The following is a 12,261-nucleotide window of genomic DNA, read 5'->3' on the forward strand; positions in this document are numbered from 1 at the left end:
GCAAGCCCCGGGAGCGGCCGTGACCGTCGAGGAAGGCCCCACCGCACGGTGGGGCCTTTTCCGTGCAGCCGACGGTCAGATCAGGCCGTGTTCCGTCAGGTAGTCCATCTGGGCCCGCACCGACAGCTCCGCCGCGGGCCACAGGGAACGGTCCACGTCGGCGTACACGGCCGCCACGACCTCGGCCGGCGTCCGGTGCCCCGTCTCCACGGCCGTCTCGACCTGCGCCAGGCGGTGGGCCCGGTGCGCGAGGTAGAACTCGACCGCACCCTGGGCGTCCTCCAGCACGGGCCCGTGCCCGGGGAGGATCGTGTGCACGCCGTCGTCGACCGTCAGCGACCTCAGCCGCCGCAGGGTGTCCAGGTAGTCGCCGAGCCTCCCGTCCGGGTGGGCGACCACGGTCGTACCGCGCCCGAGGACCGTGTCGCCCGTCAGCACGGCCCCGTCGGCCGGCAGGTGGAAGGACAGCGAGTCCGACGTGTGCCCCGGGCTGGGCACCACCCGGAGTTCGAGTCCGCCGGTCGTGACCACGTCGCCCGCCGCGAGCCCTTCGTCGCCCAGGCGCAGCGCCGCGTCCAGGGCCCGCACCTTCGTACGCGTGAGCTCCGCGAAGCGGGCGGCCCCCTCCGCATGGTCGGGGTGCCCGTGCGTGAGCAGGGTGAGCGCCACACGTCTGCCCGCCCGCTCCGCTGTCTCGATGACGGCCCGCAGGTGTGCGTCGTCGAGCGGCCCCGGGTCGATCACGACGGCGAGGTCGGAGTCCGGTTCCGCGACGATCCAGGTGTTCGTCCCGTCCAGGGTCATCGCGGAGGGGTTCGGGGCCAGGACGTTCACGGCGCGGGTCGTGGCGGCACCGGAGAGCACCCCGCCGCGTGGCTGCCCCGGCAGCGCGGCCGCGTCGCTCATACGGGTCCCCCGCCCGGGGTCGCGGCCGGCGAGGCGGGTGCCGGCCCGTCCCCCGCCGGCACGTGCTTGGTGAACTCCTCGTGCCCCGGCCAGGTCAGCACCAGCTCGTCACCCTCCATGCGGGCCTCTGCGAGTACGGGAGCGAGGTCCTGGGATTCCGCGGCCTTCAGCGCCTCCCCGGCCGTCCCGTACGGCCTCAGCGCCCGCAGGGTGGCCACGGTGGGCGGCATCATCAGCAGTTCGCCCCGGTCGTAGCCGTCGGCGGCCTCACCGGGGCTGATCCAGACCGTGCGGTCAGCCTCGGTGGAGGCGTTGCGGGTGCGCTGTCCCTCGGGAAGCGCGGCGACGAAGAACCAGGTGTCGTACCGGCGCGGTTCGAACGCCGGGGTGATCCAGCGCGCCCACGCCGCCAGCAGGTCCGAGCGCAGCACCAGGCCCCGGCGGTCGAGGAAGCCGGCGAAGGACAGCTCACGGGCGACGAGAGCCTCGCGGTCGGCCTCCCAGTCGGCGCCCGTGGTGTCGCTGACGACCGTGCCGGCGCTCGGTCCGGCCAGCAGGACACCCGCCTCCTCGTACGTCTCCCGGACCGCCGCACAGACGACTGCCTGCGCCTCGGCGGCCGTGCCCACACCGAGCCGCTGCGCCCAGCTCTCCAGGGACGGCCCCGCCCAGCGCACGAGCAGGTCGTCGTCGCGCGGGTCGACCCCGCCACCCGGATAGGCGTACGCGCCTCCCGCAAAAGCCATCGAGGTGCGCCGTCGCAGCATGTGGACGGCCGGCGACGCCGCACCCGGGCCGGACGGGTCGTCCCGGAGCAGCATCACCGTGGCCGCCCGCCGAGGCGTGACGGCCGTCAGCTCGCCGCTGGCGAGGGCCCTGATGCGGGCGGGCCATTCCGGTGGGTACCACTGACCGTTGGGCATGGCCGGAGGCTATCCGGAACCGCGCCGATGTTCGAGGGGTGCCGGGCACCGCCGGCCGCCCCGTACACGCGTGATCCCGCCCGGTCGGAGGACCGGGCGGGATCAGGGACATGCGACGGATCAGGCCTCGGTGAGCTCGACCTGGATCTCGACCTCGACGGGCGCGTCCAGCGGCAGCACCGCCACACCGACGGCGCTGCGGGCGTGCACACCCTTGTCGCCCAGGACGGCGCCCAGCAGTTCGCTGGCGCCGTTGATCACGCCCGGCTGCCCGGTGAAGTCGGAGGCGGAGGCGACGAAGCCCACGACCTTCACGACGCCCGCGATCCGGTCCAGGTCGCCGGCGACCGACTTCACGGCCGCCAGGGCGTTCAGCGCGCAGGTCCTGGCGAGCTCCTTGGCCTCGTCCGCCGTCACCTCGGCGCCGACCTTGCCCGTCACGGCGAGCTTGCCGTCCACCATCGGGAGCTGGCCGGAGGTGTACACGTACGCCCCGGACCGGACCGCCGGCTGGTAGGAGGCCAGCGGCGGCACGACGTCGGGGAGCGTCAGGCCGAGTTCGGCGAGCTTCGCCTCGACGGCGCCCGCCACTAGCCCTTCTCCCGCTTCAGGTAGGCCACGAGCTGCTCGGGGTTGTTCGGGCCGGGAACGACCTGGACCAGCTCCCAGCCGTCCTCGCCCCAGGTGTCCAGAATCTGCTTGGTCGCGTGCACGAGAAGGGGCACGGTCGCGTATTCCCACTTGGTCATGAGCCGACTGTAATGCCTGGCACATGCGGCCTCGTGCGTAGCCTGCCTGCCGACTGGTTAGGCTCGAAGACGTGAGCAGGTTCCAGGTCGTCAGCGGCAAGGGCGGGACCGGTAAGACCACGGTCGCCGCCGCACTCGCGCTCGCCCTCGCGACCGAGGGCAGGCGCACCCTCCTGGTCGAGGTCGAGGGCAGACAGGGCATCGCCCAGCTCTTCGAGTCCGAGGCCCTCCCCTACGAGGAACGCAGGATCGCGGTGGCGCCCGGCGGCGGCGAGGTCCACGCCCTCGCCATCGACGCGGAACGCGCGCTCCTGGACTACCTCCAGATGTTCTACAAACTGGGCAGCGCCGGCCGGGCGCTGAAGAAGCTCGGCGCGATCGACTTCGCCACCACCATCGCCCCGGGGGTCCGGGACGTCCTGCTGACCGGCAAGGCGTGCGAGGCCGTGCGGCGCAAGGACAGGCAGGGCAGGTTCGTCTACGACCACGTGATCATGGACGCCCCGCCCACCGGGCGCATCACCCGCTTCCTCAACGTGAACGACGAGGTGGCCGGGCTGGCCCGGATCGGCCCGATACACAATCAGGCACAGGCCGTGATGAGGGTCCTGAAGTCGCCCGAGACCGCGGTCCACCTCGTGACGCTCCTGGAGGAGATGCCGGTCCAGGAGACCGCGGACGGCATCGCGGAGCTGCGGGCCGCGGAACTGCCCGTGGGCCGGGTCGTCGTGAACATGGTGCGGCCGCACCTGCTGGACGAGGACGCGCTGCGCACCGCGTCGGGCGGCCGCCGCAAGGAGATCGCGAAGACGCTCACCCGCGCGGGCGTGACGGGTTCCGCGGCACTCGTGCGGCCCCTGGTCGCACAGGCGGCCGAGCACGCCCAGCGGGTCGGCCTGGAACGCGAGCAGCGTGCGGTACTGGCCGGGCTGGGACTGCCCATGTCCGAGCTCCCGCTGCTGGGCGAGGGCGTGAGCCTGTCCGGGCTGTACGAGCTGGCCGAGGAGTTCCGCAAGCAGGGCGTCGGAGACGGGTCGGCGGACGAGGCGGGGCAGAAGCCCGGGGCCGGCGGGCCACGCGCAACGGGAGAAGGGGCGGAGTCATGACGCTGGACACGGACATCGCACCGGGACTGGACACCGACGCGCTCCTGGACGATCCCGGGATCCGCATCGTCGTGTGCTGCGGTTCCGGGGGCGTGGGCAAGACCACGACCGCGGCGGCCCTCGGCGTGCGGGCGGCGGAGCGCGGCCGCAAGGTCGTCGTCCTCACCATCGACCCGGCCCGGCGCCTCGCGCAGTCGATGGGTATCGACCGGCTGGACAACGTCCCCCGCCGGGTCGAGGACATCGAGGGCGAGGGCGAACTGCACGCCATGATGCTCGACATGAAGCGGACCTTCGACGAGACGGTCGAGGCGCACACGGACGCCGAGCGGGCCCGCGCCATCCTGGAGAACCCCTTCTACCAGTCCCTGTCGGCCGGCTTCGCGGGCACGCAGGAGTACATGGCGATGGAGAAGCTGGGGCAGCTTCGGGCACGCGACGAGTGGGACCTGATCGTCGTCGACACCCCGCCGTCCCGGTCCGCCCTCGACTTCCTGGACGCGCCGAAACGCTTGGGATCGTTCCTGGACGGCAAGTTCATCCGGGTGCTGATCGCCCCGGCGAAGATGGGCGGCCGGGCGGGGATGAAGTTCCTCAACGTCGGGATGTCGATGATGACGGGAACGCTCGGCAAGCTGCTCGGCGGGCAGTTCCTGCGCGACGTACAGACCTTCGTCGCGGCGATGGACTCCATGTTCGGCGGATTCCGTACCCGGGCCGACGCGACGTACAGACTGCTCCAGGCGCCCGGTACGGCGTTCCTCGTGGTGGCCACGCCCGAGCGGGACGCGCTGCGCGAGGCCGCGTACTTCGTGGAACGCCTGGCCGCGGAGGAGATGCCGCTGGCCGGCCTGGTCCTCAACCGGGTGCACGGCAGTGAGGCCTCACGGCTCTCGGCGGAGCGGGCTCTGGCCGCCGCAGAAAATCTTGAGGGCGGCGGCATTGTGGATCAGGCGGCCGGGAAGGCTGGCCTTGGTGACACGGCGGACCCGGCGGCCGCAGTCACGCCCGAAGCCCCTGAGCCACCGCTCTCCCCCGAGCCCGGCAACGAGCCGCACCGACACGAGCCGACGCAGGACGACGGGACGTCCCGCGAAGGCGAATCACGCGGCGGCGCATCGTCCGCCCCGTCCACGCACAGCAAAACAGACCGGCACGACACGACCGCCACGGACGACGTGTCCGTCGAGCAGCTGACGGCAGGCCTGCTCCGGCTGCACGCCGAACGGATGCAGGTCGTCGCGCGCGAACAGCACACACGTGACCGCTTCACGACGCTCCACCCCGAGGTCCCGGTGACCGAGGTGGCCGCGCTGCCGGGTGACGTGCACGACCTCTCAGGCCTCAGGGCCATCGGGGAACGGCTCGCGACCGGTTCCGCCCCGGCCGGAGCTGCTTAGGGCCTTCGCCGGGCCTCCCCTCAGGGAAGCCCGCGTGGCACTACCCCACAGCGGCGAACGTCTCGTGCAGTTCGTCGTCGTGCAGGCCGTCGTCATGCAGTCCGTCGTCCAAGCCCACCCCTGCGGGCATCAGGCCGCTGGACCGCTCGTACTCTCCGCGCGCGGTCTCCAGCAGACGGCGCCAGGACGTCACGGTGGGCCGCCGGCGCAGCAGTGCGCGCCTCTCCCGCTCCGTCATCCCGCCCCACACGCCGAATTCGACGCGATTGTCCAGCGCGTCGGCCAGGCACTCGGTCCGCACCGGACAACCGGTGCACACCGCCTTGGCCCTGTTCTGCGCTGCCCCTTGTACGAACAGTTCATCCGGATCGGTAGTGCGGCAGGCTGCCTGCGCACTCCAGTCGGTTACCCAGCCCATGCCGGCGCCGTCCTCTCCCGAATCGAGGCTCCCCCACGGCGGTAGCGGCATATTCACCGCTGCCAGTTGAGGACGTTACGGAAGGTGGCGACAGCACAACACCCCCTTCGGGCCCAATCTTGAATGGCCCGAACGGACTATGCGTACGCGGCAGATCACCCAGAGGAGTGACGCAAGGACATGCGCGACTATCCCGACAGAATCGGGACAGGATACCCAATTCGCAACGGACATTCAGCGACACACAAGGCGAATTCGGGAGCGCCTCCGGCCGTGGCTGAAATCCGTAAAGGGCCGTGCATGGGGGTTGATACAAAATCGGACTGCTGTGACAGTTGAGAGCAGCTTAGGCCAACGCCTGTGCGCCTGTCCGGCGAATGGGAACCTGGGCGCCTCGCATTGCCACGCCGTCATGCCCGCGTGGCCCGCCCGTCCGAACAGGCAACTGCCGCGAGGCCCCGGCACCGCCCGCCGGCCGGTCCGTGAGCAGGGAAATCGGCCCGGCCCCGCCCGCATGTCACGGTCTGGTACTCGAACGCTCCGAGGAGCCCCTGCCCCTGCGGATCACCGCTGACTACGGATTAGGCTGCCCCCATGCCAAAGAAGCGCTCAGGCGGGGGTCTCACGACGACCCAGCAGGCCGCCAAGTTCCTCGGTGTCGCCGCACTCTCCGGAGCCGTACTGGCAGGCATCGCACTGCCGGCCGCCGGAGCCCTGGGGCTCGCAGCCAAGGGAACGGTCGAGGGATTCGACGAGATCCCCTCGAACCTCAAGACCCCACCGCTGAGCCAGCGGACGACGATCCTGGACAACGAGGGCGGCATGATCGCCACCGTCTACTCGCGTGACCGTACGGTCGTCCCGCTCAAGGACATCTCGCCGTACATGCAGGACGCGATCGTCGCGATCGAGGACTCACGCTTCTACAAGCACGGCGCGGTCGACCTCAAGGGCATCCTGCGCGCGATGAACCGCAACGTGCAGGAGGGCGGAGCCGCGCAGGGTGCGTCGACGCTCACCCAGCAGTACGTGAAGAACGTCTTCGTCGAGGAGGCGGGCGACGACCCAGACAAGGTCGCCGAGGCCACCCAGCAGACCCTGGGCCGCAAGGTGCGCGAGCTCAAGTACGCGATCCAGGTCGAGGAGGAACTCGGCAAGAAGAAGATCCTGGAGAACTACCTCAACATCACGTTCTTCGGGCAGCAGGCCTATGGTATCGAGGCCGCGTCGCAGCGCTATTTCTCCAAGCACGCCAAGGACCTGACACTGGAGGAGGCCGCGATGCTGGCCGGTCTCGTCCAGTCGCCCACCCGTTACGACCCGGTCAACGACTCGGAAGAGGCGACCAAGCGTCGTAACACCGTCCTGCAGCGTATGGCGGCGGTGGGCAACATCTCGCAGGACGAGGCCGACAAGGCCATCGCCGCCCCGCTCAAGCTGAAGGTCAAGCAGCCCAAGAACGGCTGCATCACGGCCGTGGAGGGTTCCGGCTTCTTCTGCGACTACGTGCGCAAGACGATCCTGACGAACCCCGCCTTCGGGAAGACGGACGAGGAGCGCACCAAGCTGTGGAACCTCGGTGGCCTGACCATCAGGACCACACTGTCCCCGCGGGCCCAGGAGGCGGCCAACGAGGCGTCCACCCTGAAGGTCAACAAGACCGACAAGATCGCGGCCTCGGTGGTGCAGGTCCAGCCCGGCACCGGCAAGATCCTTTCGATGGGCCAGTCACGTCCGTACGGCCTGGACCAGAAGAAGCACGAGACCGTGCTCAACCTGGCCGTCAACAACAAGATGGGCGGCAGCACCTACGGCTTCCAGGTCGGCTCGACCTTCAAGCCGATCACGGCCGCGGCGGCACTGGAGAAGGGCGTCAGCCCGGCACAGACCTTCTCGACGGACTGGAAGATGTCCGTCCCGAAGAACAAGTACACCAACTGCTCCGGAGCGCAGGGCGGCGGCGACTGGTCCGTCCAGAACGAGCTGGAGGAGGAGAAGGGCACCTGGGACATGACGAGCGCGCTCGGCAAGTCCATCAACACCTACTTCGCGCTGCTGGAGCAGAAGGCCGGACTGTGCGAGACGGTCACCATGGCCAAGAAGGTGGGCTACGAGCGCGGTGACAGCAAGCAGCTCGTGGAGGAGCCCGCGATCACGCTCGGCAGTGAGGTGAGCACGCCGCTCTCCATGGCAGCGACCTACGCCGCGTTCGCCAACCGGGGCACCTACTGCACGCCGATCGCCATCGAGTCGATCAAGGACGCCAACGGCAAGAAGGTGCGGGTGCCCAAGTCCGCCTGCACGTCCGCGATGAGCGAGAAGACGGCGGACACGATCAACGCCATGCTCAAGGGCGTGGTCGAGGACGGCACGGGAACGCTGGCCGGCCTGTCGGACCGCGACAACGCGGGGAAGACGGGAACGACGGAGGAGCGCAGGGACGCGTGGTTCGTCGGCTACACCCCGAACCTCTCCACGGCGGTGTGGGTCGGATCCGACGGCGCCAAGAAGGTGCCGATGTACAACATCACCATCGGCGGCCAGTACTACGACAAGGTCTGCGGTGGCTGTCTGCCCGGACCGATCTGGCGGACCGCGATGACCGGTGCGCTGGAAGCGTCCGAGACCCCCTCCTTCAACCAGGTCGCGCTGCCCCGCGGCGAAGAGAAGAAGGACAAGGACAAGGGACAGGACAAGGGCCGCGGCGACGGTGACGACGGCGGCAAGCCGGACCCCATCGGCGGCATCACCCTCCCGCCCGGCGTCATCGGCGGGAACCACGGTGGCGGGAACCACGGCGGCGGACGGGGCGGCAACGGTCCCTGACCTGCTGCGGACCCGCTGACCACTGCATGAGGAAGGGGCACCCCCGGGCGGGGGTGCCCCTTCCTCGTTCCCGGGAGCCGCAGTGGCTGCCGTCCTTCACAGGGGCGGCACCGCGCTTCCGGTCCCGGCCGCTCAGCCCGCGAGCAGCTTCTTCACCGCGGCGGCCACCCGGCCCCCCTCGGCGAGCCCCGCCACCTTCGGGCCGACGATCTTCATGACGGCACCCATGGCCCGCGGGCCTTCGGCGCCGGCGCTCTTCGCCTCCTGGACGGCCTGCGCGACGATCACGTCCAGTTCCTCGTCGGTGAGCGGCTTCGGCAGGTACCTGTCGAGCAGCTCACCCTCCGCCTTCTCCCGCTCGGCCTGCTCGGTCCTGCCACCCTGCGCGAAGGCCTCGGCCGCCTCGCGGCGCTTCTTCGCCTCCTTGGCGATCACCTTCTGCACCTCGTCGTCGGAGAGTTCGCGCGCCGTCCTGCCGCTGACCTCTTCCTTCGTGATCGCGGTGAGGGTGAGCCGGAGGGTGGACGAGGTGAGCTCGTCACGCGCCTTCATGGCCGTGGTGAGGTCTTCCTTGAGCTTGGACTTGAGCGTGGTCATGCGGCGATTGTGACAGGTACGGGGCACCCGCCGCCCGCCGGTTTTCGTCCGCCCCCTCCGTGTCTGCGACGATGGGCGCATGCGCGCACGCTACGGAGTACCCCTGAAAGCAACGGCAGTCGGCGCAGCGGTCGGCGCCGCCGGTCTCGTGTACGCCGCCGGATTCGAGGCACGGTCGTTCCGGCTCCGCCGGATCGCGATTCCCGTACTCCCGCACGGGGCACGCCCGTTGCGCGTACTCCAGATCTCCGACATCCACATGGTGAGCGGTCAGCGCAAGAAGCGCGCGTGGCTGCAGTCGCTGGCGGGCCTGAGGCCGGACTTCGTGGTGAACACCGGCGACAACCTCTCCGACCCGGAGGCGGTACCCGAGCTGCTCGACGCGCTCGGCCCGCTGATGGAGATCCCCGGGGTCTACGTCTTCGGATCGAACGACTACTACGGGCCGAAGCTGCGCAACCCCGCGCTCTACATCCTGGAGAAGATGCAGGGCAAGCACGGGCTCAACGGCAACGCCCCGGCGGTCAACGTGGTCCACAACCCGTGGGAGCCGATGCGGGACGCCTTCGACGACGCGGGCTGGCTGAACCTGACCAACACCCGGGGACGGATCAAGGCCGACGGCCTGGAGATCGCCTTCACCGGCCTGGACGACCCGCACATCAAGCGGGACCGCTACGCCGAGGTCGCCGGCGGCCCCGAGACGGGCGCGGACCTGTCGATCGGCGTCGTCCACGCCCCCTACCTCCGCACCCTGGACGCCTTCACGGCGGACGGCTACCCCCTGATCCTGGCGGGGCACACCCACGGCGGCCAGCTCTGCATCCCCTTCTACGGAGCCCTCGTCACCAACTGCGATCTGGACACGGACCGGGTGAAGGGCCTCTCCGCCCACACCGTGGGCGAGCGGCGCGCCTACCTCCACGTGTCGGCCGGCTGCGGCACCAACCGCTACACCCCCGTCCGCTTCGCCTGCCCGCCCGAGGCGACCCTGCTGACTCTGACGCCCCGGGACTGAGAACGGCGGCCGAGCCGTAATACCGGATTTCGCCTCCGGGCGCCGGTGGGCTAAAGTAATCGATGTCGCCGGGACAATCGGTGGACATCGGGGTGTAGCGCAGCTTGGCAGCGCGCTTCGTTCGGGACGAAGAGGTCGTGGGTTCAAATCCCGCCACCCCGACAGCTGAAACACCAGGTCAGGGGCCTGATCCGCTTAGCGGGTCGGGCCCCTGACTCGTTCCTGGGGGCGTCTTGGGAGCCGTTTGGGAGCCGATCTCTGGATCCGGCTCCCCGCCGGCTCCCAGAGGGTGCGCGTGGAGGCCAACTGTGGAACGGGGCTACCCCAGGGCCGTACCTGTCGCTCGGCGCGCTCGGCTCATGCCGCTCGGCCGTTAATAGACACGAGGAATCATCTCTTCATAGCTGTTGGCCGAGCGCGCCGATTCCGCTCTCCGACCGTCAGGGAGGGACTGCGGCTCAGCTGCCAGCGCGCCGATACCCCACGGGCCTCTCACTCACCTTCACGATCACCCCGGCATCAGCAAGATCGCGAAGCATCTGGCGTGCCCGCTTCTTCCCGATCGCCACGTCAGCGGGACGGTATCCCGCTCCGAACAGGGCCGCCAGGACGCGTTCGGCATCCCATGTCCCCTGGAGGACCTGGATGGCCTCGCTAAGGATCTCAGCGTGCGTTTGGGTACTGCTCACATGTCCTCCGCAGTTGCCTACAAACTCACCCCCAAAAATAATCGCCAGTCGGGCACTCAGGTTGCCCATATGGCGCATTCACTCGCGACAGGGTGGACGGGCAGCGCACACGGTCGGCGCCGGGAGACGAGGTGGGCCTGCTTTCCGGAGCGAACGGCACCTACCTCGCTTGTGACGTTGCTATCGTCGTCAGCGCCATCGAGTGAGTCCGAGTCCTTTCTGGATCGGCCCGTTGGCACCCGCTCGACTGGTGACCGCATACAGGTCGGCGACCTCTTGAGGAGCCCGGCCATCCACGAGAGGACTTCAGTGAGCGGTCAGCTCCCACCGATGCCTGAACAGCTTCCCGAGCGACCCAAGAGCGTCAGGAACCCGTGGAAAACGGCCACGTTCTGCCTGGCTGGCGCGCTTATGGTGACCGCTGCAGCACTCGCCTACACCGCTACGGGAAGCCAAGGGGACGCTCCCAACGCCTCAGCCGATCCGTCGCCCTCGATCTGGCAGGACGATCGCCCCAGCGCCGACACTGCCCCCGTCGAGACGACGTCCCCCATCCCGAGTCGACCGGCCGATTTCAAGATCGGAGACGAAGCGCGCAACGGCGGCGCCGTCGTCACGGTCACCAAGGTCCGGGAGGCTGAGTCGATCAACGTGGCCGGTGGAGTCAAGAAGGCGGGAGGCGACGCCAAGTACGTGATCTTAGAGACCGTGGTATTTAACGACTCCAAGGCCAGCATGGACCTGACCTGCTCGCTGCCCATCGTGAATGGCCTGCTGGACGAGCAAGAGCGGCGCTACGACACCATCGATGACCTGTACGAAGTGACAGGAAATCCCGAGTGCAACGAGCAGCTCCAGCCCGGCTTCAAGGATGAGATGCAGTTTGTCTACCGGGTCCCGAAGGGCGCGAAGATCATCGCCTGGGAGTTCTCCGAGTACGATCTCGCCTCGGACCGGGAGCCGTCGATCATCGCACTGGCCAGCGCCTGAGGCTTCAGGGGGCTGGATGCAACATGGGCAGCCTGTGCCGACATCGAGCACAGCTGGCGTTTACCCCCGGCCTGGCTGGCCTCGGCTTTTCTGCCGTGCTAGCGCGGCTTCCCAAACGACCGTGTGAGCGATTGTGGTAGCCGCAGTGTCACTGTACGTTGCCGCGTACGGATTGGTTTGGCTCGGAGGGGGCGGAATGCCGGAGTACGGCCGCGCAGACAACGAGTGGGGCATGCTGGTGGAAGCGGGGCGGGGATTTCTCGTCGAGCGCGCGAAACTTGGCAGGCTCACCTCATACACAGAGCTCAGCGTCACAGTGGCCCGGAGAACCGGCTGCCGTGCCTTCGATTTCGAGCGTGCTGATGAGCGGGCGGCCATGGGGGAACTGCTGGGACGGATCGTGGTCCGAGATCAGGAGATCACCCCCTCCGACCCTCGTGTCATGCTCTCGGCCCTGGTGAACTATTTGGGTGCCAACGACGCTGGACCGGGTTTCTATCAGTTGGCCAAGGACCTGCAGCTCCTGCCCATGAGTGCGTCCTCGGACCAGAAGTTCGAGTTCTGGATCAAGCAGGTGAAACAACTCTACGAACGCCATGGGGCCAAGCCAGCCGTGGCCTGAGCACGTCGCGCCATTGC

General features: G+C 69.1%; 12 protein-coding genes and 1 tRNA gene. 7 read left to right on the forward strand and 6 right to left on the reverse strand.

The genetic code is table 11. From position 1 onward, the window contains the following. Positions 1 to 75 precede the first annotated feature (75 nt). The 4 genes from OHT61_RS14875 to OHT61_RS14890 all read right to left on the reverse strand — a co-directional run bounded on the left by OHT61_RS14875 (position 76) and on the right by OHT61_RS14890 (position 2,578). The gene (locus OHT61_RS14875; protein ID WP_329038657.1) at positions 76 to 906 is read right to left on the reverse strand and encodes an MBL fold metallo-hydrolase; all 831 of its coding nucleotides are present in this window, start codon (positions 904 to 906) and stop codon (positions 76 to 78) included. Then, positions 903 to 1,829 carry an NUDIX hydrolase gene (locus tag OHT61_RS14880; RefSeq protein WP_329038660.1) on the reverse strand — a complete coding sequence of 309 codons (927 nt, stop codon included), beginning with the start codon at positions 1,827 to 1,829 and terminating at the stop codon, positions 903 to 905. The genes OHT61_RS14875 and OHT61_RS14880 overlap by 4 nt, the downstream gene beginning before the upstream one ends. Positions 1,830 to 1,949: 120 nt before the next feature. Next, positions 1,950 to 2,420, reverse strand: coding sequence for a RidA family protein (locus OHT61_RS14885; protein WP_329038662.1), 471 nt, complete (start codon positions 2,418 to 2,420; stop codon positions 1,950 to 1,952). Next, positions 2,420 to 2,578, reverse strand: a complete 159-nt coding sequence (locus tag OHT61_RS14890; protein WP_019888269.1) for a DUF4177 domain-containing protein — start codon at positions 2,576 to 2,578, stop codon at positions 2,420 to 2,422. The genes OHT61_RS14885 and OHT61_RS14890 overlap by 1 nt, the downstream gene beginning before the upstream one ends. A 71-nt stretch (positions 2,579 to 2,649) precedes the next feature. Between OHT61_RS14890 and OHT61_RS14895 the strand changes: the two genes are divergently transcribed. Both OHT61_RS14895 and OHT61_RS14900 read left to right on the forward strand, forming a co-directional pair. Further along, complete coding sequence (locus tag OHT61_RS14895; protein ID WP_329038663.1) at positions 2,650 to 3,684, forward strand: ArsA family ATPase; 1,035 nt, start codon at positions 2,650 to 2,652, stop codon at positions 3,682 to 3,684. Next, entirely contained in the window at positions 3,681 to 5,084 is a 1,404-nt protein-coding gene (locus OHT61_RS14900; RefSeq protein ID WP_329038665.1) for an ArsA-related P-loop ATPase, read from the forward strand. The genes OHT61_RS14895 and OHT61_RS14900 overlap by 4 nt, the downstream gene beginning before the upstream one ends. A gap of 40 nt (positions 5,085 to 5,124) precedes the next feature. Here the strand turns inward: OHT61_RS14900 and OHT61_RS14905 are convergent, their stop codons facing one another. Next, positions 5,125 to 5,502: a WhiB family transcriptional regulator gene (locus tag OHT61_RS14905; protein WP_329038666.1), complete on the reverse strand. Its 378-nt coding sequence runs from the start codon at positions 5,500 to 5,502 to the stop codon at positions 5,125 to 5,127. Positions 5,503 to 6,096: 594 nt separating this feature from the next. Here OHT61_RS14905 and OHT61_RS14910 point away from each other — a divergent pair. Further along, positions 6,097 to 8,328: a transglycosylase domain-containing protein gene (locus tag OHT61_RS14910; protein ID WP_329038668.1), complete on the forward strand. Its 2,232-nt coding sequence runs from the start codon at positions 6,097 to 6,099 to the stop codon at positions 8,326 to 8,328. 132 nt (positions 8,329 to 8,460) lie between these two features. On the opposite strand, the gene OHT61_RS14915 is transcribed toward OHT61_RS14910, so the two are convergent. Further along, positions 8,461 to 8,925, reverse strand: coding sequence for a GatB/YqeY domain-containing protein (locus OHT61_RS14915; RefSeq protein WP_329038670.1), 465 nt, complete (start codon positions 8,923 to 8,925; stop codon positions 8,461 to 8,463). 79 nt (positions 8,926 to 9,004) lie between these two features. Between OHT61_RS14915 and OHT61_RS14920 the strand changes: the two genes are divergently transcribed. From OHT61_RS14920 to OHT61_RS14935, 4 genes are all read left to right on the forward strand, one after another. Further along, positions 9,005 to 9,943, forward strand: a complete 939-nt coding sequence (locus tag OHT61_RS14920) for a metallophosphoesterase (RefSeq protein WP_329038672.1) — start codon at positions 9,005 to 9,007, stop codon at positions 9,941 to 9,943. An 88-nt stretch (positions 9,944 to 10,031) separates the two neighbouring features. Continuing rightward, a tRNA-Pro gene (locus OHT61_RS14925) sits at positions 10,032 to 10,105 on the forward strand. A gap of 857 nt (positions 10,106 to 10,962) precedes the next feature. Beyond that, positions 10,963 to 11,622 (forward strand): DUF4352 domain-containing protein, encoded by a 660-nt coding sequence (locus tag OHT61_RS14930; RefSeq protein ID WP_139061987.1) that lies wholly within the window; start codon positions 10,963 to 10,965, stop codon positions 11,620 to 11,622. Positions 11,623 to 11,818: 196 nt separating this feature from the next. Then, a complete protein-coding gene (locus OHT61_RS14935) occupies positions 11,819 to 12,244 on the forward strand; it encodes a hypothetical protein (RefSeq protein WP_181008098.1) in 426 nt (141 codons plus the stop codon). Positions 12,245 to 12,261 lie beyond the last annotated feature (17 nt).

The sequence above is a fragment of the Streptomyces sp. NBC_00178 genome (assembly GCF_036206005.1).
In the GTDB taxonomy this organism is placed as follows: domain Bacteria; phylum Actinomycetota; class Actinomycetes; order Streptomycetales; family Streptomycetaceae; genus Streptomyces.